Source organism: Streptomyces sp. NPDC031340 (assembly GCF_055569945.1).
Map to the genome: position 1 here is coordinate 48,382 of NZ_JBVIIE010000015.1, position 22,000 is coordinate 70,381.

A 22,000-nucleotide genomic window follows, 5' to 3' on the forward strand; every position below is an offset into this window, starting at 1 on the left:
CGAGCAGACAGACTGCCCTACCGGCAGGGGCGGTTCCACCGGCGCCGGTCCGGTCCGCTGAACGGCCGCCGCCGTCCGGCCGTACGCAAAGGGAGCGAAACCGCACCCTTCCGCAACAACGGAGGTACCCCGCCCGTGGCCATCACCAAAGCAGCACCGCCGGACGCGGAGGCGGAGACAAAGGCGGACGCCGAGCACCCGGAGGGGCGGCGGTCCGAGTCGCGGTCGCCGCTGCTGCTGACCATGGTTCTGCTCCTGCTGGTGCTGGGGCAGGGCCCGGTCCGCGGGGCGCTGTCGGCGCCGGTGATGCAGAGCTGGATGACGGTGTTCGTCGCCGTGCTGGTGCAGGCGCTGCCCTTCCTGGTGCTCGGCGTGCTGCTGTCGGCGGCGATCGCGGTGTTCGTGCCGCCGTCGTTCTTCGCCCGCGCGCTGCCCGCCCGCCCCGCGCTCGCGGTCCCGGTGGCCGGGCTGGCGGGCGCGGTGCTGCCGGGCTGCGAGTGCGCGTCCGTACCGGTGGCCGGCGCGCTGGTCCGCCGGGGCGTCACCCCGGCCGCCGCGCTGGCCTTCCTGCTGTCCGCCCCGGCGATCAACCCGATCGTGCTGACGGCGACGGCGGTCGCCTTCCCGCGCAATCCCGAAATGGTCCTGGCCCGTTTCGCCGCCAGCCTGCTCGTGGCCTGCGCGATGGGCTGGCTGTGGCAGCGTCTGGGCCGCACCGACTGGCTGCGCCCGCCGGGGCGACCGCACCACGAGGGCCGGAGCAAGGGCGAGGCGTTCTGGGGCTCGGTCCGGCACGACGTGATGCACGCGGGCGGTTTCCTGGTCGTCGGCGCGATGGCCGCGGCGACGCTGAAGGCGGTGGCCCCGGCGAGCTGGCTGCGCACGGCGGCGGGCAACCCGCTGGTCGCGGTCCTGGCGCTGGCGGTGCTGGCCGTGCTGCTGTCGATCTGCTCGGAGGCGGACGCGTTCGTGGCGGCGTCGCTGACCCAGTTCTCGCTCACCGCCAAGCTGGCGTTCCTCGTGGTCGGCCCGATGATCGACCTGAAGCTGTTCGCGATGCAGGCGGGCACGTTCGGCCGCGGCTTCGCGCTGCGCTTCGCCCCCGCCACCTTCGCCCTCGCGATCGCCGGAGCGGTCCTCACCGGGGCGGTGCTGCTGTGAACCGGCAGGCACAGGCGGCGGTCCTGTTCCTCACCGGCGCGGCCCTGCTGCACGCCGGCCTCACCGACCTGTACCTGCGCTACGTCAAGGCGGGCCTGCAACCACTGCTGCTGCTGTCGGGCGCGGTACTGATCGCGGCGGCGACGGCGACGGCGTGGTACGAGTGGCGCCGGGGGAGAGGGAACGCGCCCGCGGACGAACACGGAGACGGGCACGGAGACGAACCCGGAGACGAAGCCGGAGACGGGCACGGAGACGTCCACCGCGAACCCCGGATCTCCTGGCTGCTCGTCCTGCCCCTCTTCGCCCTGATCCTGGTCGCGCCCCCGGCCCTGGGCTCGTACAGCGCCATGCGCACCGGCACGGCGCTGCAACAGCCGTACGGCTACGACTCCCTGCCGGCCACCGGCCCCCTCCGCCTCAGCGTCGTCGACTACGCGAGCCGCGCGGTCTACGACCACGGCCGCCTGCTCGACGGCCGCGAGATCAAGGTGACCGGCTTCGTCGCGCTGGACCACGCCGGCCGCCCCTACCTGGTCCGCATGGCCCTCAACTGCTGCGCCGCCGACGCCCAGCCGGTCAAGATCGCCCTGACCGGCCGCATCCCGCCGGTCCTGCAACCCGACAAGTGGCTGGAGGTCACGGGCACGTACACCGCGGAACGCACCCGTGACCCCGTCAACGGCGGTCCCGTCCCGTACATCCGGGCCACCGCGGCCCGTCCGGTGCCGACACCGGCGGACCCGTACGACGAGACGTGGAACAACTGACGCCGACGCCGGCGTCCGTCGCCGTCAGCTCTTGCCGAGCATCTTGTTCATCTCGGCGATCTCGGCCTTCTGGGTGGTGATGATGTCGCCGGCCATGGCGATGGCGGGACCGTAACGGCCCTTGTCCTGCTCGGTGGTCGCCATCGTGACCGCGCCTTCGTGGTGCTGGACCATCATGGTCAGGAACATGGTGTCGAAGGACTTGCCGGACATGCCGCGCAGCTTGTCCATGTCGTCGGTGCTCATCATGCCGGGCATGGAACCGTGCGTCATGCTGGGCATCGCGGACATGGAGTGGTCGGAGGCGGGCACCTCCTCGCCCCAGGACTTCAGCCATCCGGTCATGGTGGTGATCTCCGGCCCCTGCGCCTTCTCGATGCGTGCGGCGAGGTCCTTGACCTGCGCGGAGGAGGCCCGGTCGGCGGCGAGTCCCGCCATCTCGATGGCCTGCTGGTGGTGCGGGATCATGCCCTGCGCGAAGGCGACGTCCTGGGCGTTGTGCGCCCCGGCGGTGGCCTGACCGCTGCTCGCGGCGGCGGAGTGACTGGCGGAGTGGCCGGCGGACTGGTCGGAAGCGTTGCTGCTGCCGCATGCGGAGAGGGCGAGCGCGGCGGTGGCGCCGGCCGCGATCAGCGCGACGCGGCGGGCGCGCGTGCGGACGGAGACGCGGGGGGTTTTGGACATGGGTGAACTCCTGCGGAAGTGAAAGCGGTTGAGGTGGGCGAAGCCGTGCCGGAGCACCGGGCCGCCACACGGTGGCGGGGCGGTGCCGGACGACGCGCTCTATATCCGCAGGACTTGGAGTTCGGCGTGTGACGGCGGGGCGCGCCCGCCGTCCGGGCCCGTCGCCGCGCGGGGGCGCGGGACGGCGGCGTGTGCGGCGGCCGTGGTGCGGTCGGGCGCGAGCGAGGGCGCCCCCGGCCCGGTGCTCACGGCCCCCGACGCGCAGGTCGGGTCCGCGTGCAGCACATGGCACCCGCCGCCGGAGCCGCCGTGGGCGTGCTCGCCGGACATGAGCATGGCGTCCGCCATGTGCATGCCTTGCGGGTGTCTCTGCACCTCGTGCGCCTGCCCCGGTACGGCACCCCCGGGCGCCAGGGCGTGCATGCCGAGCAGCCCCGCCAGCAGCCCGAGCACGAGCAGCCCCCGCCACCGCCACGAGGGCGGGCACACGGACTGCCGAACGGCACGGGAACTGGTCATCGCCCTCATCGTAGGAGGGGGGTCACGACTGGCGCGCTTCTCCCTGACCCGTACGGGCGGCGCGAGCCTCGGAGAGGCTCACCGGGGGCGTCGGGGCGTCCTCGCGGTGCAGGAAGGTGGTCAGGAGGTCACCGACGGGGTGGTCGGCTTCAGTGGGGTGGCGCAGGGCGACGGTGGGGTCGATGGTGTAGCGGTTGCGGCGGCCGACGCGGGTGCGGGTGAGGTATCCGGCCGCTTCGAGGTCGGCGACGATCAGCTGCACGGCGCGTTCGGTGATGCCGATCAGGCCGGCGACGTCCCGCAGGCGGGATTCGGGGTCGCGGGCGAGCGTGATCAGGACGCGGGCGTGGTTGGTCAGGAACGTCCACTGGTCGCCGCGCGGGCTGGAGGGCAGGCTCATGGCTTTCATCATACGAAGCCGACTTCGCATGTCCAACATCATTTCACGAAAAGTAATTGCCGAAAAAAATTTCATGTAAACCTTGACGCCAATCGGTCGAACGGGTGACGCTGAAAGCACCCCACCCCCCTCCGACCCCGCTGAAAGGGGGTCCCGATGTCCCCCCACATCCACACCCGCACCCAGACCCTGGCCCGCCCCGCGGCCACCGGCGCCCCGGCACTGCCCCTCTCCCTGCCGCACCCGGTGACCGCTGTGATCACCGACCGGCCCGACGATGCCGCCGTGGTGGATGCCGCCGTCCGCCTGGCCGCCGCCCACAAGGCGCCGGTGCTGCTGGTCGCCGTCCTGCCCGCACCGCCGGAGATCCCGGCCCGGGCCCGTGCGGACGCGCGGACGGACCGGGGAGTCCTGGACCGGGTGCTGCCCCGGCTGCGCCGCGCGGGCATCGGCTACATCCCCGTCGCCCACCGCGTCCCGGCCGACGGCGACGGGCGGATCGGACCGGGGGCCGCGGGCGAGGTGCTGGCCCTGGCGGCGCGGCATCACTCGCCGCTGGTGGTGGCCTCCAGCCGGGGCCCGGCGAGGCTGGACGCGCACAGCCTGATCGAAGCCGCACGCCCGCGCGGCGGCCCGTTCGTCTACGCCGTCGCACCCGCCCGCTGGACGGCTCCCGTCGCCGGTGCCGGCCTGGGACCGGCCGAGTTGTCACCCGCCGGGGTGCGCACCGTGTGGACGCTCGCCCGGCGCGGCCCGGCCGCCACCCCGGCAGCCCGCATGACCGTGAGGTGAGCGCCCATGTGAACCGAACCGGCGGCCCGGGCCCGGCACGCCCTCCGTGACCCGAACCCGCCAGGGCCCGGCACCCGCCCCCTTTCTTGCCCCTCCCTCTCGACCTCGTCCGAGGAGGCCGATCAACCAATGAATGGTCTGTCGTTCACCGTCCCGCTGTGGGTGTGGGCCGCCGTCACCCTCGTCATCGCCGTCATGCTCGCCGTCGACCTCATCGCCCACCGCGACAACCATGTGATCGGCTTCAGGGAAGCGGCCGTCTGGTCCGCGGTGTGGATCGCCATCGGCCTCGCCTTCGGCCTGGTCCTCCTCCTGTGGCAGGGCGGAGAGGCGTCGTCCACCTACTACGCCGGCTACCTGATCGAAAAGGCGCTGTCCATCGACAACGTCTTCGTCTTCGCGCTGGTCTTCTCCTTCTTCGCCGTACCGGACGCCTACCAGCACAAGGTCCTGTTCTGGGGTGTCATCGGCGCACTCGCCTTCCGGCTGGTGTTCATCTTCGTCGGCGCCGAACTGCTCCAGCTGTTCTTCTGGACCGCCTACCTGTTCGGCGCGTTCCTGATCTGGACCGGCTACAAGATGGCCGTCTCCAAGGACGCGGAGGTCCACCCCGAGCGCAACCCCGTCGTCCGACTGGTCAAGAAGATCGTCCCCACCGACCCGCGGTACCACGGCGGCCTCTTCTTCACGAAGATCAGCGGACGCCGTGTGGCCACGCTGCTGTTCGTGGCGCTGGTCGCGATCGAGGCCACCGACCTGATCTTCGCCGTCGACTCCGTCGCCGCCGTCCTGGCGATCACCACCAACACCTTCATCGTGTGGACCGCCAACGCCTTCGCCGTCCTCGGCCTGCGCAGCCTGTACTTCTGCCTCGCCGGACTGCTGCGCCGCTTCACCTACCTGCACTACGGGCTCGCGGTCCTGCTCGCCTTCGCCGGCGTCAAGCTCATCCTGTCCGAGACCCCGGTCGGCAAGCTGCCCATCCCGCTCACCCTCGGCGTCATCGTCGTCACCATCACCGTCTCCATCGGCTGGTCCCTGATCGCCACCCGCGGCCAGGACGGCGACACCACGCCCCCCGCCGACAGCCCGGCCCCGGACGGCGCCGAGCCCGCTCCGGCGCACCGCCGGGACGGGTGACCGGTGAGCCGTCCGCCTGCTGCCGACCCGCGCCCATCCCCGCCACCGCTCCCGCGATGGCGGGGTGCGTGCGTGTCGTAGATGTGCACGGTGTCTCCCGGCAGGGCCCCGCACCGCTGATAGCTTGTCCCTCGTGTTCCTCCCCCTGGCATAGGACCCGCTCAGGTCCGCGATCGGCACCCGGCATCCGGCCGTAGCCGTCGCGGCGTATCGGCGTCCCTTTTCGTGCCGCCTCCTGAGGAACCCTTCACATGTCTGCGCCTGCTTCCGCGCGCCCTTCGTACGCCGCCGTTCTGCGTGTTCCATATGTCCGCCGCACCTTCGCCGCCGCGCTCGTGGGCCGGCTGTCGTACGGGACGGTGTCCCTCGCCGTTCTGCTCTCCGTGAGCCGGGCGACTGGCTCGTACGCCGTGGCCGGTACGGTCATGGCGCTCTTCGGAGCCCTGTCGGTCCTGCTCTCACCATTGCGGGCGTCCCTCGTCGACCGGTACGGGCCCCGCCGGGCCCTGCCGCCGTTGGCCCTCGTGTACGCCGGGCTGCTCACCGCGCTCGCCGTGGTGACCTGGCGGCCCGGCGCTCCCGCGCTGCTCGTCGCAGCCTTCGGGGTGGCCGCCGGCGCCTTCCCGCCCCCACTGGGCCCGACCATGCGGGCCGTGTGGAGCGAACTCGTCGAGGACCCGCGGCTGATCCAGCGGGCCTATGGGCTCGACGGCGTGGCCGAGGAACTGCTGTTCGTCTCCGGACCGCTTCTCGTGGGCGCCGTGGTGCGGTGGGCGCCGCCCCCGGCCGCCGTGGCGCTCACCGCCGTGCTGGCGGCCGCGGGAACCCTTCTCTTCGCCTCGTCCCCCGGGACCGCCCGGCTCCACCACCACCGCGAGCCGCAGCCCCGCCCGGCAGGCGGACGGACCAAGGCCCCCCGGGGACTGGCACAGCCCGTGCTCGTCGCCGCTGCGACCGGTCTCGCGACCGGGGCGTTCGATCTGATGGCGGTGGCCTTCGCCGAGCAGCGGCACTCCGGCGGCTCCGTCGTGACCTGGGTGTTCGCGGCGCTGTCCGCCGGCAGCGCGGTCGGCGGGCTGGTGTACGGCGCGGTCCGCTGGCGTAGCGCCGCGCGGCTCCGGCTGCCGCTGCTCGCCGTGGGCCTCGGGCTGACCCTGGCCGCGGCGGGGCTGGTGCCCGATGTCGCGTCCTTCGCGGTGGCCGCCGCCTGCACCGGCCTGTTCATCGCACCGTCCCTGACCACCGCGTACCTGGTCGCCGATGAGGCGGCTGGACCGGGCTTCCGCACCCGGGCCGGAGCCTGGGTCAACGCGGCGGTCAACGCCGACAGCTCGGTGGGCTCCGCGGTGGCGGGGGCACTGATCGGTCGTCTCCCGCTCACCGTCTGCTTCGCGGTGTCGGGCGCGGTGACGGCGGCAGCGGGGATGGCGGCACTGGTGCCGCCGTACGAAGCCCGAGGGGGCGACCCCGGTTCGGATGCCGTTGTCGCCCCGACGCAGGACGCACCCTGATCGGAATTGCCGGGTGCTCCCGGCTGGCTTCAGGGGCGGTGGCCCCCGGCCTTCAACTCGCCTATGAACGCGGCCCAGGAGGCGGCGTCGAAGCACAGCGCCGGGCCGTGCGGGACCTTGCTGTCACGGACGGGGACGACGGCCCCTGGGAATCCGTCGGCCACCTCCACGCAGTCGCCGCCCTCCTGATTGCTGTAGCTGCTCTTGCGCCAGGCGGCGCCGGTCAGTTCGGGAAGGGAGATTCGCGCCACGGTAGTTGCCTTCCATGGTGGAACGGATCATGTCGAGGGACATGAGAGGTCAGGGCTGCCGTCCGGCCTTCAACTCGCCTATGAACACGGCCCAGGAGGCGGCGTCGAAGCACAGCGCCGGGCCGTGCGGAACCTTGCTGTCACGGACGGGGACGACGGCCCCTGGGAATCCGTCGGCCACCTCCACGCAGTTGCCGCCCTCCTGATTGCTGTAGCTGCTCTTGCGCCAGGCGGCGCCGGTCAGATCGGGACGGGACATTCGCTCCACGGTGGTTGTCCTCCATCACGGATCGGATCACGTCGAGTGACATGAGCGGGGGCAGGGCTGCCGCCCGCAGCCGATCGTAGGCGAGTGCGAAACCCTTCACCTCGTCCGGATCCTCGACGAGTTGGCCGTAGTGCGCGCCCTCCGTGTAGGCGATGTCCGAGCCGTCCGGCATGGTGAGCACGGTGAGCGAGCCGCCCATGACATCGTGCTCGCCCTGGTCGAACGGCAATACCTGCACGGTGACATGAGGCTCCGCCCCGGCCGTGAGCAGTCGCGCCAACTGCTCCCGCATGACTGCCCGCCCGCCGACGGGACGCCGGATCACGGCCTCGTCCAGGACCACCCACAGCTCCGGCCGGTCCGACGCGCCGAGCCGCTCCTGTCGCCCCATGCGAAGGGCGACCCGTTCCTCCAACTGCTCCTCGCTGCCAAGAGTCCGGCCGACTTTCAGCACTGCCCGCGCGTAGTCCTCCGTCTGCAACAAGCCGGGCACCACATGGGCCGCGTACTCGCGCACGACGACCGCGCGCTCCGAGTACTCGATGAACTTCCGTGACCAGTCCGGGAACGCCTCCCGGTACACGTAGGGCCACAGCTCGACCAGCAGGTTGTCGGCGCCGAGCGCAGCGTCCAGCGCACGCGCCAGTTCCAGCGTGGGCTTCGCGCCGGACGCGCGCTCGATCTGGGTGATCCGGGTACTCACGACGTGCGTCCTGGCGCCGAGTTCGGCCTGGGTCAGTCCGGCCGCCGTACGGAGCCGGCGGACCCGCGCGCCGAACAGGGCGGCCATGGACGCGCTGGGGTCAATTCCGTTGGCCAAAGCGTCACTTCCGTTCCTTATGGCCTGAAAGGTAAGCCTGTGTCACCTGTTGAGCGTAGGGCGATCGTACGACCCTTGAGTACGGAACGTGACGATCCGTGCACGCACGGGACGTATGGCTCGACAGGAACAAGGACGGACAGGCCGTGCTGACGACAACGACCACCCCGGCGGAGGACCCCCGGCGGACGACGGAGTTCGCCGAGCGGTTCGCGTGCTCACCGCGAGGCGCGCGACTCGCCCGACGGCTCGCCGTCCGGCGTATGGAGGAATGGGGGCACCCGCCGGAGGGCGACCTGTCGTGCGCGGTCGCGCTGGTCGTCGGCGAACTCGCCGCGAACGCCGTGCGGCACGGCCGGGTGCCCGGGCACGGCTTCGGCCTCCGGCTCGCCCTGGACGCGGTCGCGGGCCTGGTCCGCGTCGAGGTGTCGGACGCGGCCGCCGGCAGGCGGCCGCCGACGGCGCCGCCCTCGTCGTACCCGGAGGGCGAGTCGGGCCGGGGGCTGCTGCTGGTGGACGTCCTGTCCGTGCGCTGGGGTACGACGCCCCGCCGGCCGGTGGGCAAGACGGTGTGGGCGGAGCTGGTCGTGGAGGCGACGACGCCTCTCCCCTGACGGCGGCGGGTGCGGCCGGGCGGTCGGTCGGCCGGAGTCACCGCGGGGAATGAATGACACTTCTTATGATGAAAATCTCTCATTGGTGATTTCCCGCCTGATGTCACTCTTTTGCCGCGCATCTGGAGGACAGGCAGCCGCGTTAGCGGGACATGACGAAAGTGAGTCCCCACGGCCTGCCTCACCGCGGAGCGAGGCAGGGAGACGTGGCCGGCGCCGGTGCGCGGACCGAGCTTCCGGTCGTCGACTCGCTGCTCAGCGAGTTCCTGACGCTGCTGGAGGCAGCCCAGAAGGAGCTCCACGAGCGGTGGAACGTCCAGAAGGACTCCGGTCGGCACACAGACCGCGCTTAAACGGGGCTGGTTTTTTCCATGGAACACGACTATGCCGATCCCTCCTTCCCACGGCGGGAGCGGTATTCCGACGACTACGCGTACGCGGGCACCTATGAGTCGGACACCGGCTGGCCCGGCCGTCCCGGCGACAGCCTGCACACGGGGGTTTCGCTGGTGCCCCCGGACTCGGGCTGGGATCCGGTCGAGGAACTCGCGTACCTCCTCCAGGAGGCGGTGCCGGGGGAGCAGGCGGCGGCCGGCCCGCCGCCCCCGCGCGACGAACCCGCACCGGAAGGCGACTTCGCCGACCCGATGCACAACCTGGCCAAGATCACCGCCCAGTTGCCGCCGATCCGGCGTCCGTCCGCCGGGCACCGCAGGACGCGGGACCGGAAGAGCGGCCGGGCGAGGCTGCTGCAGACCGGCAGCCTGCTGATCGTCGCCTTCGTCGCCGTCATCGTGGCGGTGGTCGACGTCCTCGGCGCGGTCGTCTCCTACGGCCCGCTGCAGAGCATCACGGCCGACGCGAAGGGCGGGACGGTGTCCTGGTGGCCGCTGCTCGTGTACGGACCCTGGACGGTGGCCTCCCTCTCCATTCTGCGCACCGCCCTGCACCGGCGCCGGGCGCTGCACTCGTGGCTGATCGTGCTGCTGTTCTCGTCCGTCGCGATGACGCTGTGCGTGGCCCAGGCGGACCGGACCTTCACCGGAGTCGCCGGGGCGGCCCTGCCCGCGGTCGCGTCGCTGGCCTGCTTCCAGCAGCTCGTACGGCAGGTCACGCTGACGCTCCCACCGCGTCAGCGCACGCCCCGCCACCGCCAGTAGTGATCGTCAATGGGACCGAATCTTTCCGCAAGGGGTCCGTGTTCGGTCATATCCGGCTGCAAAGCAAGGAAACAGGCCACATTCCGTCGACTTTGTTTTCCGGTACACGGCGCGGCGGCAGCATGGTCGGTCATGCGAACGGCGTCTGCCGCGCCGTGGGGGAAAGCGTCGGGGGTACTGGTGAATCGCGCGTGGCCGTCGTCCACTTTTCTCGGCCGGTTACAGGCCAGGACACGGGAAGAACTTCTCCGTGCGGGCACCCCGATCAACTACCCGACGCATCGCGCCCTGCTGCAACAGGGCGACGAGAGCCGGCACGTCCTGCTGATCACGAGCGGGGTCGTGAAGGTGGTCGCCAGCGCGGAGAGCGGTTACGACATGCTGCTCGCCGTCCGGGTCGCCGGTGACCTGGTCGGCGAGATGGCGGCCTTCGAAGAACGCCCCAGGTCCGGCACGGTCATCGCCTGCAGCGACGTGACCGCGCGGATCATCCAGGTGCGAGCGCTGGAGACCTTCCTCAGCGGCCACCCGGACGCCATGCGGGCCATCCTCCACATGCTGTGCGCCCGGCTGCGCTGGGCCAACCGGCGGCGGATCGACTTCCGGGCCTACGACTCGCTGACCCGGCTCGCCCGGGTCCTCGCCGAGTTGTCCCAGGCCTACGCCCAGCCCGTCCCGGACGGCGACGGCACCCGGTGCGACCTCGGCGTCACGCTCACCCAGAAGGAACTCGCGTCACTCGCCGGACTCGCTCTCAACACGGCCGAAAAGAATCTGGCGTTGCTGACATCCATGGGGCTGGTGGAGCGCAGTTACCGCAGCATAACCATCTGTGACGTTCCGAAACTCCTTGAATTCGCCAAAGTCGTGGCCGACAACCCGTAGTGCTACGGGATCATCTCTCGCGCTCTCTCCTAGCCTCTCGAGCAGCACTTCGTGGGCAGTGTCTGCCCTTTGCACGCCTGCCCAGAGAGGAATGATCGGGTGGCTGAGTGGACCGGGTTCCGGCCCTGTACCTGCATAGCCGTGGACGCGCAGGCCTACGGCGGCAACAACGACCGTAGGCAGTCCGAGATCCAGCACGACCTGCCGCGGCTCCTGGACAGCGCCGCCAGGAGCGCCGGCCTGGACCGCGCGCAGTGGCAGATCCAGCGCAAGGGCGACGAACAGCTCGCCGTCCGCCCGCTGGACGGCGCGGAACCGCGACTGGTCGACGACTACGTCCGCCATCTCGCCGCCGAACTGCGCGAGTACAACGCCCAGCGGGTCCCCGAGGCCCGGATGCGGCTGCGGGTCGTCATCCACCAGGGGCTCGTGGAGCTCGCCGACAACGGCTTCGCCGGATCGGCCGTGGTGGCGACCGCCCGCCTGCTGAACGCCCCCGCGCTCTACGACGCCCTGGCCGCGCACCCCGGCGCCGACCTGGTGCTGCTGCTGTCCGACGACGTCTTCCGCTCGGTGGTGAAGGGCGGTCACACCAGCCTGCGCACCGAGGACTTCACCCACGTCACCGTCCAGGTGAAGGAGTACCAGGCGGAGGCGTGGCTGCACGTGCCCGGGCCGGTGCCCGGCGCGCGCACCACCGCCTCACACGAGCCCGGGGCCGCGGAGAGGGGGAAGCCCGCGGCCCCGGCAGCGGGGGAGCCCGCGGCGGACCGGTCGGGGCCGGCCGCCGCGGGCGCCGCGGGGATCAGCAACGAATACCGGGCCGACAACATCAACGTCACCAACGTCGCCGGCGATGTGGACGCCCGGGGCGCCGTCTTCGGCTTCGGAGGCGGCGGTGGCTGAGCCCTGGGACCCGGATGCCGGGCCGGCCGTACCGCCCGTGGAGCCCGTGCAGCCGGTACCGGCCTCCGGCGACGACATCGAGCAGCCCGCACCGGACGACGCCGTCGACGCGGACGCCACCCCGGAGGCCGACGAGGAGGCCCATGGCGCGGACGCGGCTCGCGACCGCCGCCGGCAGCCGGACGAGCAGCCGGACGAGCAGGCGGAGGACGACCGCGGCTACGACGACCTGCGCCGCTTCCACCAGCTCGTCAACAACAACTTCTACGGCGCCGTCGACGCCTCCGGGGCGGCCTTCGGGTTCGGCGCCGCCTCGTCGCCCGGGCTCGCCCCGGGCGTCATCGAGCCGGCCGAGGCGGACCGGGCCCTGCGGTTCTACCTCCCGCCGGAGCCCTGCTTCGACGAGGCGTTCGGCAAACTGCGCCGGAACGCCCTCGTGGTGCTGACCGCGCAGGAGGGCAGCGGCCGGGGCGCGGGCGCCCTCGCCCTGCTCAGGAAGGTCCTGGGCGGCCGGGCCGAGCTGCGCAGCCTGTCGCCGGCCAACGCCCTCGCCGAGCTGGCCGCCTCGCCGAACCTCAAGCGCGGACAGGGCTACGTCATCCTCGACTACGTCGGCGAGCTGCACGTCGAGGCCGTACAGGCGTACGCGATCGGGCGGCTGAGCGAGGAACTGCGCCGCCGGGGCTCGTACCTGGTGATCACGGCGGGCGACGCCACCCGCCGGCGGCTGGCGCTGCGGGACCACTGCGTGCCGTGGCGGACGCCGGACCCGGTGGCCCTGTTCGAGCGCTGCGCGCGGCAGCTGCCGCCCACCGCCGTCGAACCGGACACCGAGCGGGAACTGCTGCGGTGGGTCGGCGAGCAGCGGCGTCCGGCGGACGTCGTCGCCGCGGCCGTGGCCCTGTCGCGCGAGGGCGCGGAGGCGGCGCTGGACATGCTGCGGGACGGGGACCAGAACCGGGTCCGGGAGTGGTTCGGCGGACAGCCGCCGGCGGACGACCTGCTTCCGCTCGCCGCCCTGGCCTTCCTGGAGGGCATCCCGGAGCGGACGTTCGAGAAGCAGTGCGCCGCGCTCGCCGCCCATGTGCGCAACTGGCGGCAGAGCGGCGAGACGCCGGTCGCGGAGCCCGACGGTTCGCCCGAGGACCTGCTGACCGGCGCGGTGGCCGACCAGTCCCGGGCCCGCTGGCGGGACCGCGCGGTGGGCATCGTCACCACCGAACACCGGCCCGGCCCCGGCCGGGACGGCGCCCGCAGCGAGCGGCGCCTGGTCTTCACCTCCCCGCGTGTCCGCGAACTCGTCATCGCCGAGCTGTACGACCTGTACGGCTACGCGCTCTGGTACCCGCTGCGCAAGTGGCTCGGCGAACTGGCCCTGCTGGGCGACCTGGACACCCGCACCGAGGTGGCCCGGGGAGTCGCCCTGCTGGCGCGGTACGCGCTCGCCGACGTGGACGAGAACCTGCTCAAGGTGTGGTCCGACGGCTTCAGCAGCCAGCGGGTGACCGCCGCGCTGACACTCCAGTTCATGTGCGACGCCGAGCATCTCGCCCCGCAGGCGCTGAGCATCGTCCTCGGCTGGGAGGACAACAACGGCCCCGGACGGGCCGTCACGGCGGCCATGGCACTGACCGGCCGCCTGGGCGCGCTCTACCGCCGCCAGGCACTCAACTGTCTGTGGTTCCTGGCACAGCGCGGCGAGCGGATCGCGTTCGCGTCCCGCCGCTCCCTGGTCCTGCTGCTGCAGACCGCCGAACAGGACCCGGAACGCGCCCTGTTCACCCTCCGGTACGTCCGGACGGTGATCGCGAGGACGGCACCGGGCTCCCGCGACCGCTCGATCGCGCTGCGGATCGCCGTCCAACTCCTGGAAGCCACGCGGCTGGAGGCCCCCGAGCCGGTCACCGCCGAACTGCTGCGCGGCGTCCCGGACAGCGCCCGCCATCTCGGGGCTATGTGGGCGGACGTCCTGCACAGCGGCAACCGGAGCCGGGCGGTCAGCGCGCTGTGCCGCACGCTCGTCGAACTGCGCGACGACCCGTCCGTCACCGGTGCGGTGGGCGAACTCGGCGAAGCCATGCGCAACGCCATGAACGGACGCCAGTGGGCGGCCCTGTGCCACCACCTGTCCGTCGCCCTGCGCCACCCCGACTACGCGATCCCCGGCGCCCGCCGGCTCGCGCAGGTGCTCCTCGGATCACTGCGCGGCCGGCCGCCCGCGGACTCCCGGCACTCCGCCGGATCCCTCATGTCCACCACTCCCCTTCCTTCCGCCCGAGGAGGCCGAAGCAAGTGAACTACCCGGTCATCGCCGAGCACGTCCTGGCCACCGTCCAGGGCACCTGGTGGTCTCGGCGCCGCCGCCGCGAGGACGTGCCGCCGCTGCCGCCCGGCGCGGTCTACGTCTTCCGGGTCGGCGGGAACTACCGCACCTTCCCCGAGGGGATGGTGTTCGACCCGTCCCACCCCGACGTGCTGGAGGCGTCGTCGGTCAGCCTCGTCGACACCCGGGCGCGCCTGGTCGAGGTGGAACGACAACTCCCCTCGGTGAGCGAGGCGGACACCTTCACGATGCGGGCGTCCTTCACCTGCCAGGTGACCGACCCGACCGTCATAGCCCGGCAGGGCATCATCGACGTCACCGTTCCGCTGCGCGCCTACCTGATGGGCGACAGCGACCTGCCCAGGGTGAGCGCCGGGCACCGCGTGGAGGAGGTCAACGCGGTGCGGACCGAGGTCACCCACCGGATGACCGCCTACAGCGCGATCGTGCCGCCGCGGGTCGCCGGGACGAGCGTCGAGTTCGTCAGCGCCGAGGTGCACGCCTCGGACGACGACCTGCGGGACTGGGAGCAGAAGCTCCGCGACGCCCGGCGCGACTGGGAACTGCGGCGCGGCAAGCGCGACTTCGAGACCCAGGACGCGCGGCGGATCGCGGAACTGCTCGCCCAGGGGCCCGACCACGTGGACGCCTTCGGTATCGCCCGGGACGAGATCGAGGTCACCGAGGCGGCGGCCCGCATCCACCGGATCGCCGACGAGGAGTCGTCCCGCCGCCACACGGCCGAGACGGAGGAACGCGCGCACGCGCACGCGCGGGAGACGGCGGAGGCGCAGATGCGCCGCGACATGGTGCTGACGCTGCTGCGGCAGATGAACGGCAGCGATTACGTCGACTATCACCAGGTCCTGGAACAGGTACTGCGGGAGACGGGCGGCCAGGCCGGGCAGGCCGGGCGCGGCCTGCCCGGCGTCGGCGACGGCGCCGACGGGCGCATGGTCGAGTCGGGGCGGCCCCGCCCCGACCGTACGGCGACGGGCCGGGGCGGCTCCCGGGACCCGCGGGGTGGCTTCGTCATGGACGAGGACGATCTCGTTGACTGACTTCCTGACGAACCCGGTCACGGCCCCGGCCTCGGACACGCCTTCCGGCATGGCCTTCGACACCATGGACGGCCGGACCACGGACGGCGGGGCCGCGATCGGCCGGACCACGGACGGCGGGGCCGCGATCGGCGGGGCTGTGCCCGGCATGGCCGCCGCCCGTACCGCCCCTCCCCGGGCCACCGTCCGCCGCCGGACCACCGGCCGTCGCCCGTCCGCCGGGTTCGACCTCGACGCCGCACGACGGCTGCGCGCCCTGACCGGCGTGGACGAGGAACTGCTCGGCAGGATCAGGTACGAGCGGAGCAAGTACACGGCACTCGGCGGGGTGGTGCTCGGCACCTCCGTCATCGCGGCGTTCTCCATGTGGAACTTCGCGACCGAGGCGATCGGCAGAGTCTCCTTCGCGGCCGTCGTCCCGACGGTCATCTGGATGCTGTTCGTGCTCAACCTCGACCGCTGGCTGGTCACTCCGCAGCCGAACGCGCGACGACGGCTCGGGCCGCTCCTCATGCGCCTGCTGATCGCCCTGATGCTCGGCGCGGTGATCGCCGAGCCGCTCGTGCTGCGCATCTTCCAGACCGCCGTCGAGGAGCGCATCGCCGACGAACGCACCGGCGTCATCGACGAGTTGCGCACCAACCTGGTCCGCTGCAACCCCGTGCCGTCCACCATGACGGTCGTGACGCCGGAGGGCTGCGACAAGGGGTACGTCCTCTCCTTCGGCGCGACGCCCGGCGAACGGGCCGAGGAACTGGCGTCCTTGCGCTCGGACGCCGCGTCCCTGCAGAAGCGGGTGGACAAGGACACCACCAGGCTGGAGGCCATCGACTCCGAGGTGCGGGACGAGTGCCGCCGGCTGATCCGGATCGCCGCCACCGGCCTCCTCCAACGGACGTCCGAATGCGAGCGCCTGCGGGACAAGGCACGGGACTACCGGACCACCCACCGCACCAGCGAGAACGAGCAGCGGCTGGCCGGCATGAACAGCCGCATCTCGAAGATCGAGTCCCGACTGACCTCGTCCCGGGGCGCGTTCCTCAAGGCCCGGGCCGACGGCATCCAGCAGCGGCTGGACCAGGAACGCGCCAAGCAGAAGGAGATCGGCGTCCTGGAGAGAATCCGGGCGCTTGACGAGCTGGCGAGCGGGAACCCGGTTCTCTTCATGGGCATCTGGCTCGTCCGCCTGCTGTTCGTCCTCCTCGACGCACTGCCGGTGCTGGTGAAGTACCTGAGCGGCGAGACGGCGTACGACCGGATGCTCACCAGCGAGAGCAACAGTGCCGTCAAGATCCACAGCGAGGAGCTCCGGCTCGCCGAACGCCGGGTCATGGCGGACCTCGAGATCGCCCAGGACGCCATCGAGCAGAAGGTCCGGCGTCACCGCGCCGAGTCGGAGGCGGCGTTCCGCGAGCACACGGCGGAGATGAACATCCGGGTCCGGCAGGCGGTGAACGCGCTGGAGGACGAGATCCGCCGCTCGTCGACGGTCTGAGGCCCCGCCGCACCAGGAACGGCACGTACCACGAGGAGCACGCACCAGGAACAGCAGTGAGCACGGCGGCCGCCCCGCACGTACGCGGGGGCGGCCGCCTGCCATCGACGGAAAGGACGGGGAAGGCATGACCACACCGCAAGGCGACACCGGAACGGCCCCAGCCCCGGCCCCAGCCCCGGCTCCGGACCTGGCCCCGGCGCGGGCCCCGGCCCCGACACCGGGTCCGGACGCCCGCACCGCGGTCGGCGGGGGCGCGCCCGACGGGGGCGCGGCACTCGCCAGGGTCCTGCTGTCCGAGGCGCGCGAGGAACTCGTCAAGGCCGACAACAAGGCCGGCCTGCTGCTGGCCTCCCTGGGCGCCGCCCTGACCGCCCTGCTCGGCGCGATCGGCAGCGGCGTCATCGCCCCGCGCCAGTACGCCGTCGTCCCGCAGCTCCTCCTCTGGGCCGGCTGCGCGGCCTGCGCCCCGGCGCTCGTCCTGCTCGGCCTGGCGGTGACCCCGCGGCTCGGAGACCCCCGCGCGTCCCGCACCCACTACTTCGGCGACGCGAGGCTGGCGATGTCGGCCGCGCAGCTCGAACGGACGGTCCGCCGTACCGACCCCGTGTCGCGGGACCTGAGCCAACTGGAGACCCTGTCCCGGACCGCCTGGACCAAGTACCGCTGCATACGCCACGCACTGGTCTGGGGCACGGCCTTCTTCACCCTCACGCTGCTGGGCATCGTGACCGGGGTGTCGTTCTGACGCTTCATCCGGCGTCCATCCGCACCCTCGTCCGGTCCCGGGCGGGCGTCCGCGCGTCAGCCGGAATGCCGCCCTGCGCCCGCCCCGACGACTCCTCGACGACGTCGCGGACGAGACCGAACAGTTCACGGCCGAGCGAGCGCCCGGCGGCGGCGAACAGTTCTGGGTAGAGACCGGGGAAGGTGTTCTCGTCCACGATGACGGGCCGCCCGTCGCACACGATCAGGTCGAAGCCGACCAGCGGCAGGCCCAGAGCCCGCTGGGCACGCTGCGCGAGCCGGGCGTGCGCCGGGGGAACCTCGCAGCCGTCGACATCGCCGCCGGCCTCCCCGGGGTCGTACACCTTCACCGCGTCCGCGGACAGCCGGGCGAAGCGGTGCTCGCGCTTGCGGTAGCCGTACATCAGCGTGCCGTTGACGAAGGTGGTGCCGGTCCAGTCCGCGGGGTCGTTCGGGTAGAAGCGCTCCAGGAGGAAGGCGCTCTCCGTGGTCGCCGCGAGGGTGCTGTCCAGGTAGTCCGCCAGGTCGCGCAGGGTGGCGAAGTCCTCGATCAGCAGGACCCCGTGCCCGAAGGAGCCGCGCCTGGGCTTCAGCAGGGCACGGCCCCACTCCGCGACGACGGGGGCGGCGGCGGCCGTGTCGCGCCGGTCGAGCAGAACCGTGTCGGGCACCGGGAGGCCGGCCCGGGACAGCCGCAGGTGCGCCCGGAACTTGTCGAGGCCGGTCGAGTAGCGCGCCGGGTCGGGGACCACCGGGATGTCGAGGCTGAGGGTGCGCAGCGCCTCCATGGCGTAGCAGCCGGGGTCCCGGGACAGCCAGGCGTGCCAGAGGTAGAGGTCGAGGTCGTTGAGGCAGACGTCGCCGCAGTGGACCCTGCCGTTGCGGATCCAGGACCGGCGGATGTCCAGGTCGTGGTGGAACTCGACGTCCGTGAGGTCCGCCAGCAGCTCCATCAGCAGCGCGTGGTCGTCGGCCGGGATCCTGCCGATCTCCGGGTGCGCGGGCACCGCCCCCGGCCCGCCGTGGTCGACGGGAGTCAGGAAGGTTCCCACTCTCAGCACGGGCGAAGCCCTTCGGGAAGCGGCTGTGGTGCGTCTCGGGCCGACGGGCGTGTCCGATCGCGACCACGGACCCTCTCACCACAGCACACGCCGCCGAGACCCGCACCTCGGCCGGGCGGCCCGTCGGCCCGGCGGCGATGTCCCGCGTCCGGCCGCCCGGTGCGGCCCCGAGCCCCGAGCGCCGCGCGCCGACGCGGGCGCGTCCCGCAGGAACGAGCGGCACGCGCCGTGCACTCTGGACCGGAGCGAACGGGCGCGACGGCGCCGGGCGCCGGCCGGCCCGTGGAAGCCCGTGGAAGCTCGGACGACAGAAGGGCACCACCCAGCTGTGAACCGGCGAAACAGAGCGAGGCGGACCGGGCGAGAGGCCGGCGCCGGAGAACCAGGAACCCTCCGGACGCTGTTCGTCCTGCTCTCCGTCGAGAACTTCCTGATCAACTACACCTCGACCGCCATGAACGTGGCGCTGTCGGTGATGGTCAGGGACCTGCACACCTCGCTGACCGGCGTCCAGTCGGCGATGTCCCTGTATGCGCTGGTGGTCGCCGCGTGCCTGATCACCGGCAGCAAGCTCGGCGCGCGCCACGGGTACGCGCGGGCCTTCCTCGTCGGCGGCCAGATCTTCGCCCTGGGCGCACTGATCACCGCCCTCGGCCCGAGGCTGCGGTTCATGCTGGTCGGCTGGTCCCTGCTGCAGGGAGTCGGCGTGGCGCTGATGCTCCCGGCGCTGGTGTCGATGCTGACCGAGGCCTTCACCGGAGCCACCCGGACGAAGGTCCTGTCGGCCCTCGGCATCACCGCGGGCATCGCGTCAGGGGTCGGCCCCGTGCTGGGCGGCCTGATCACCACTTACCTCGACTGGCGGCTGTCGTTCCTCCTGGAGGCGGTCATCACGCTGGGAGTGCTGCTGGTCATGCGGCGCAAGGTGAGCCCCGAGCGTTTCCCGGCACGCCCCGGCCGGCGCTTCGACGTGACGGGAGCGGTGCTGTCCGCCGCCGGCTTCGGGCTTCTCGTCGTCGCGACCCTGCTGACGGGGCGGTACGGGCTGATCAAGGACCGGCAGGACTTCGAGGTCTTCGGCGTCACCCTGCTCCACCGCGGCCAGGTGTCACCCGTACCCGTGCTCGCCGGCGCCGGGCTGGTGGTCCTGGTCGTGTTCGCCGTATGGGAGCGGCACCTGATCAAGCACGGCAGGGACCCGCTGGTACGGCTGTCGGTGCTGCGCAACCGCACGATCCGGGCCGGAACCCTGACCCTGGTCATGCAGATCCTGGTGCCCACCGGCATGCTCTTCCTGGTGCCGGTCTTCCTGCAGACGACGGCGGGGTTCGACGCGCTGGGCAGCGGGGTCACGCTGATCGTGGTGCCGGTGGGTCTGACGGCGGCGGCCTCGATGGCCACCGGATTCATCGCGAACGGCCGGATGACCCACCGCACGGCCCAGATCTGGGCGTTCCTCTCCATGGCCGCCGGCTGCATTGCCGTCGCCTTCATGTTCGACCCGCACCGGCAGGACGTGTCGGCCATCGGCCTGGCGCTGGCCCCGGGTCTCCTCCTGATCGGCATCGGCCGTGGCCTGGCCACGACGGCGACCGACCTCGTCCAGTCGGCGTCCCCGCCGGAGCAGGTGAGCGACGTGACGGGACTCAGCCGCACCGCCGGCTACCTCGGCAGCTCCTTCGGAGTCGCGCTCGCAGGTGCGCTGATGACCACCTCGCTGCTGTTCGCCTTCAACGCGGGGACGAACGCCAGCGCGGTCCTGTCCCCCGGCCAGAAGCAGTACGTCCAGCAGACCATCGAGCACCAGGTCCAGATCACCGCCGCGACCGACGCCGCGGTACGCGCGAAGGCCGGGTCCCGGGGCATCACGGGCCCCGATGCCGACGAACTCGTCCGCATCAACACCCGAGCCAGAGGCCAGGCCCTGGCCGCCGCCTCCCTCGGCATGGCCGCCCTGTCCCTCGTCGGCCTCCTGCTGGCCCTACGCCTGCCCCGCACGAAGACCCACGGCCTCCACCCCGCCCGCCCGGCCGACTGACCCGGCATGGACGGACACGGCGCGATGCCCCGGCGCGAGCGCCCTTCCTACGGTCATGGCGCTGTCGTCTCCTCCTGAGCACCCGGGCGCCTTTCCGCACCGACCTGCCTGGGATCGGGCAACGAGCACTTCGAGGGGACAGCCGGATCGCCCTGATGGGGGAGGGACGTGACAGCCGAGGTCCCGAACGCCTCATCGGCTCCGCCGCCGGTGGCGAGCGCACCCTTTCCGGCGCGCGGCGTCCGGGATGCACGCGCGCCGGCCCACGCCGCGAGACGTGCACTGCGGGCGCCCAGCGCGGTCAGGAACGGCGTCGGGAGGAACACCATGTCGCAGACGACCATGGCCAGCGACAGGAAGGGGATGCCGAGGATGACCGCGATGCTCAGGTGCTCCGTGATCATCAGAACCAGCAGCGCGTTCTTGATCTTGCGGTGGGCGAGCGTGAAGGGGAAGGCCACCTGCACCATCACGGTGCCGTAGGTGAGAGCCAGTACGAGCAGGGTCTGACCCGCCACAAAGCCCGAGAGCGCCGGCCACGGGCTGAAGTAGTCCAGGTGCAGGGCGTAGTAGAGGGCGCTGCCGTCCTGCCACCGGCTTCCCTGGATCTTGTACCACCCGGCGGTCGCGTAGATCAGGCATACCTGCGCGGCGATCACCAGCATGGCGCAGTTGTGCAGCATGGACGCGGCGGCGTCGAGAACGGCCCGCACCTCGTGGCGGGGGAACCAGCACTCGACCACGTACCAGATGCCGTGCGCGGCCCACAGAACCCAGAACACGGGCAGCCAGCCGGCGGTCGGCAGAGCGGAGAGCGCGGCCAGGGGCGCCACGGCAGCGGTCCACAGGGCCGGCCCCGAAAGAGGGACCGGTGCACCGACCGGAGCCGGGCCCGCATGCCGTTCGCTGCGGGCCCTGCGCCGGGCGTCGAGGGACCAGACCTGGGCGCAGCGGGTGAAGACGAGGTAGACGACCATGATCCGGACGACGTTGTCGCCACCGTCGCCCACCAGCGTGTTGCGGTTGATCACCGACAGGACGCCGGTCATGAGCACCACCGACATGCCCCTGGTGTGCCAGCCGAGAAGGACGGCGAGGGCCGCGCCGATGGTGAGGAGGTAGACGCTCTCGAACCACAGGGTTCCGTCGCTCCAGAGCAGGACCGAGAACGTGTGCTCCTCGCCGGCCAGGGTCTGCGCGAGGTCGAAGGAGAGCGGGCTGCGGTTGCCGTAGAGCTCGTGGCGGTGCGGCCACTCGCGCAGGAGGAAGGCGAACACGACGGCGGAGAGGCCGATCCGGAAGACGGCGGCTTGGTAGGGGGCCCGGACGGTGCCGGCCGTGCGCAGAATCCGGGTGAAGCGGTCCGGTGCCGTTCGCTCCGTGGTGGTGGTCAT

The 22,000-nt window shown here is 72.1% G+C and carries 23 protein-coding genes; 15 read left to right on the forward strand and 8 right to left on the reverse strand.

What is annotated here, in order from left to right; genetic code table 11:
* The first annotated feature begins 135 nt into the window (after positions 1 to 135).
* Both ACZ5GT_RS13990 and ACZ5GT_RS13995 read left to right on the forward strand, forming a co-directional pair.
* Complete coding sequence (locus ACZ5GT_RS13990; protein ID WP_469020977.1) at positions 136 to 1,161, forward strand: permease; 1,026 nt, start codon at positions 136 to 138, stop codon at positions 1,159 to 1,161.
* Positions 1,158 to 1,931 (forward strand): TIGR03943 family putative permease subunit, encoded by a 774-nt coding sequence (locus tag ACZ5GT_RS13995; protein WP_469020980.1) that lies wholly within the window; start codon positions 1,158 to 1,160, stop codon positions 1,929 to 1,931. Before ACZ5GT_RS13990 ends, ACZ5GT_RS13995 begins: the two co-directional genes overlap by 4 nt.
* Before the next feature lie 24 nt (positions 1,932 to 1,955).
* Here the strand turns inward: ACZ5GT_RS13995 and ACZ5GT_RS14000 are convergent, their stop codons facing one another.
* From ACZ5GT_RS14000 to ACZ5GT_RS14010, 3 genes are all read right to left on the reverse strand, one after another.
* Positions 1,956 to 2,615, reverse strand: coding sequence for a DUF305 domain-containing protein (locus ACZ5GT_RS14000; protein ID WP_469020983.1), 660 nt, complete (start codon positions 2,613 to 2,615; stop codon positions 1,956 to 1,958).
* Between the two features lie 99 nt (positions 2,616 to 2,714).
* Entirely contained in the window at positions 2,715 to 3,134 is a 420-nt protein-coding gene (locus ACZ5GT_RS14005; RefSeq protein WP_469020986.1) for a DUF6153 family protein, read from the reverse strand.
* Positions 3,135 to 3,156: 22 nt separating this feature from the next.
* A complete protein-coding gene (locus ACZ5GT_RS14010; protein ID WP_469020990.1) occupies positions 3,157 to 3,534 on the reverse strand; it encodes a helix-turn-helix transcriptional regulator in 378 nt (125 codons plus the stop codon).
* A 156-nt stretch (positions 3,535 to 3,690) separates the two neighbouring features.
* Between ACZ5GT_RS14010 and ACZ5GT_RS14015 the strand changes: the two genes are divergently transcribed.
* The 3 genes from ACZ5GT_RS14015 to ACZ5GT_RS14025 all read left to right on the forward strand — a co-directional run bounded on the left by ACZ5GT_RS14015 (position 3,691) and on the right by ACZ5GT_RS14025 (position 6,977).
* Positions 3,691 to 4,326 carry a universal stress protein gene (locus ACZ5GT_RS14015; RefSeq protein WP_469020994.1) on the forward strand — a complete coding sequence of 212 codons (636 nt, stop codon included), beginning with the start codon at positions 3,691 to 3,693 and terminating at the stop codon, positions 4,324 to 4,326.
* Positions 4,327 to 4,455: 129 nt separating this feature from the next.
* Positions 4,456 to 5,466 carry a TerC family protein gene (locus tag ACZ5GT_RS14020; protein ID WP_469021000.1) on the forward strand — a complete coding sequence of 337 codons (1,011 nt, stop codon included), beginning with the start codon at positions 4,456 to 4,458 and terminating at the stop codon, positions 5,464 to 5,466.
* 251 nt (positions 5,467 to 5,717) lie between these two features.
* A complete protein-coding gene (locus ACZ5GT_RS14025) occupies positions 5,718 to 6,977 on the forward strand; it encodes an MFS transporter (protein ID WP_469021004.1) in 1,260 nt (419 codons plus the stop codon).
* A 29-nt stretch (positions 6,978 to 7,006) separates the two neighbouring features.
* On the opposite strand, the gene ACZ5GT_RS14030 is transcribed toward ACZ5GT_RS14025, so the two are convergent.
* From ACZ5GT_RS14030 to ACZ5GT_RS14040, 3 genes are read right to left on the reverse strand one after another with little or no spacing between them, the layout of a single operon-like run.
* The gene (locus tag ACZ5GT_RS14030) at positions 7,007 to 7,228 is read right to left on the reverse strand and encodes a DUF397 domain-containing protein (protein WP_469021010.1); all 222 of its coding nucleotides are present in this window, start codon (positions 7,226 to 7,228) and stop codon (positions 7,007 to 7,009) included.
* 49 nt (positions 7,229 to 7,277) lie between these two features.
* Positions 7,278 to 7,415: a DUF397 domain-containing protein gene (locus tag ACZ5GT_RS14035; protein ID WP_469021017.1), complete on the reverse strand. Its 138-nt coding sequence runs from the start codon at positions 7,413 to 7,415 to the stop codon at positions 7,278 to 7,280.
* Complete coding sequence (locus tag ACZ5GT_RS14040) at positions 7,369 to 8,286, reverse strand: helix-turn-helix domain-containing protein (protein ID WP_469021421.1); 918 nt, start codon at positions 8,284 to 8,286, stop codon at positions 7,369 to 7,371. Before ACZ5GT_RS14040 ends, ACZ5GT_RS14035 begins: the two co-directional genes overlap by 47 nt.
* Before the next feature lie 176 nt (positions 8,287 to 8,462).
* Here ACZ5GT_RS14040 and ACZ5GT_RS14045 point away from each other — a divergent pair, with 176 nt between their 5' ends.
* The 9 genes from ACZ5GT_RS14045 (at position 8,463) to ACZ5GT_RS14085 (ending at position 17,508) form a co-directional block, all read left to right on the forward strand.
* Positions 8,463 to 8,930, forward strand: coding sequence for an ATP-binding protein (locus ACZ5GT_RS14045; protein WP_469021020.1), 468 nt, complete (start codon positions 8,463 to 8,465; stop codon positions 8,928 to 8,930).
* A 206-nt stretch (positions 8,931 to 9,136) separates the two neighbouring features.
* Positions 9,137 to 9,283: a hypothetical protein gene (locus ACZ5GT_RS14050; RefSeq protein ID WP_351890786.1), complete on the forward strand. Its 147-nt coding sequence runs from the start codon at positions 9,137 to 9,139 to the stop codon at positions 9,281 to 9,283.
* An 18-nt stretch (positions 9,284 to 9,301) separates the two neighbouring features.
* Entirely contained in the window at positions 9,302 to 10,090 is a 789-nt protein-coding gene (locus ACZ5GT_RS14055) for a DUF2637 domain-containing protein (protein ID WP_469021028.1), read from the forward strand.
* A 180-nt stretch (positions 10,091 to 10,270) separates the two neighbouring features.
* Positions 10,271 to 10,975 carry a Crp/Fnr family transcriptional regulator gene (locus tag ACZ5GT_RS14060; RefSeq protein ID WP_469021031.1) on the forward strand — a complete coding sequence of 235 codons (705 nt, stop codon included), beginning with the start codon at positions 10,271 to 10,273 and terminating at the stop codon, positions 10,973 to 10,975.
* Positions 10,976 to 11,074: 99 nt separating this feature from the next.
* Positions 11,075 to 11,881, forward strand: a complete 807-nt coding sequence (locus ACZ5GT_RS14065) for a hypothetical protein (protein ID WP_469021035.1) — start codon at positions 11,075 to 11,077, stop codon at positions 11,879 to 11,881.
* Positions 11,874 to 14,177 carry a hypothetical protein gene (locus ACZ5GT_RS14070; protein WP_469021038.1) on the forward strand — a complete coding sequence of 768 codons (2,304 nt, stop codon included), beginning with the start codon at positions 11,874 to 11,876 and terminating at the stop codon, positions 14,175 to 14,177. The genes ACZ5GT_RS14065 and ACZ5GT_RS14070 overlap by 8 nt, the downstream gene beginning before the upstream one ends.
* Positions 14,174 to 15,265, forward strand: coding sequence for a hypothetical protein (locus ACZ5GT_RS14075; protein ID WP_469021041.1), 1,092 nt, complete (start codon positions 14,174 to 14,176; stop codon positions 15,263 to 15,265). Before ACZ5GT_RS14070 ends, ACZ5GT_RS14075 begins: the two co-directional genes overlap by 4 nt.
* Positions 15,258 to 16,760, forward strand: a complete 1,503-nt coding sequence (locus ACZ5GT_RS14080) for a DUF4407 domain-containing protein (protein WP_469021045.1) — start codon at positions 15,258 to 15,260, stop codon at positions 16,758 to 16,760. The genes ACZ5GT_RS14075 and ACZ5GT_RS14080 overlap by 8 nt, the downstream gene beginning before the upstream one ends.
* Positions 16,761 to 16,887: 127 nt before the next feature.
* Positions 16,888 to 17,508 carry a Pycsar system effector family protein gene (locus tag ACZ5GT_RS14085; protein WP_469021047.1) on the forward strand — a complete coding sequence of 207 codons (621 nt, stop codon included), beginning with the start codon at positions 16,888 to 16,890 and terminating at the stop codon, positions 17,506 to 17,508.
* A gap of 4 nt (positions 17,509 to 17,512) precedes the next feature.
* Here ACZ5GT_RS14085 and ACZ5GT_RS14090 read toward each other — a convergent pair whose 3' ends face one another.
* A complete protein-coding gene (locus ACZ5GT_RS14090) occupies positions 17,513 to 18,568 on the reverse strand; it encodes an ATP-grasp domain-containing protein (RefSeq protein ID WP_469021051.1) in 1,056 nt (351 codons plus the stop codon).
* A gap of 328 nt (positions 18,569 to 18,896) precedes the next feature.
* Between ACZ5GT_RS14090 and ACZ5GT_RS14095 the strand changes: the two genes are divergently transcribed.
* Positions 18,897 to 20,606, forward strand: coding sequence for an MFS transporter (locus ACZ5GT_RS14095; protein ID WP_469021057.1), 1,710 nt, complete (start codon positions 18,897 to 18,899; stop codon positions 20,604 to 20,606).
* 53 nt (positions 20,607 to 20,659) lie between these two features.
* Here ACZ5GT_RS14095 and ACZ5GT_RS14100 read toward each other — a convergent pair whose 3' ends face one another.
* On the reverse strand, positions 20,660 to 22,000 hold the full coding sequence (locus ACZ5GT_RS14100; protein WP_469021064.1) for an HTTM domain-containing protein: 1,341 nt from the start codon (positions 21,998 to 22,000) through the stop codon (positions 20,660 to 20,662).

Excerpts from the sequence above, each read along its gene's own strand:
- ACZ5GT_RS14025 (WP_469021004.1), top strand. The coding sequence starts at position 5,718 with ATGTCTGCGCCTGCTTCCGCGCGCCCTTCGTACGCCGCCGTTCTGCGT.
- ACZ5GT_RS14000 (WP_469020983.1), bottom strand. The coding sequence starts at position 2,615 with ATGTCCAAAACCCCCCGCGTCTCCGTCCGCACGCGCGCCCGCCGCGTC.
- ACZ5GT_RS14100 (WP_469021064.1), bottom strand. The coding sequence starts at position 22,000 with ATGACCACCACCACGGAGCGAACGGCACCGGACCGCTTCACCCGGATT.
- ACZ5GT_RS14010 (WP_469020990.1), bottom strand. The coding sequence starts at position 3,534 with ATGAGCCTGCCCTCCAGCCCGCGCGGCGACCAGTGGACGTTCCTGACC.
- ACZ5GT_RS14085 (WP_469021047.1), top strand. The coding sequence starts at position 16,888 with ATGACCACACCGCAAGGCGACACCGGAACGGCCCCAGCCCCGGCCCCA.
- ACZ5GT_RS14020 (WP_469021000.1), top strand. The coding sequence starts at position 4,456 with ATGAATGGTCTGTCGTTCACCGTCCCGCTGTGGGTGTGGGCCGCCGTC.
- ACZ5GT_RS14040 (WP_469021421.1), bottom strand. The coding sequence starts at position 8,286 with ATGGCCGCCCTGTTCGGCGCGCGGGTCCGCCGGCTCCGTACGGCGGCC.
- ACZ5GT_RS14055 (WP_469021028.1), top strand. The coding sequence starts at position 9,302 with ATGGAACACGACTATGCCGATCCCTCCTTCCCACGGCGGGAGCGGTAT.
- ACZ5GT_RS14015 (WP_469020994.1), top strand. The coding sequence starts at position 3,691 with ATGTCCCCCCACATCCACACCCGCACCCAGACCCTGGCCCGCCCCGCG.
- ACZ5GT_RS14005 (WP_469020986.1), bottom strand. The coding sequence starts at position 3,134 with ATGACCAGTTCCCGTGCCGTTCGGCAGTCCGTGTGCCCGCCCTCGTGG.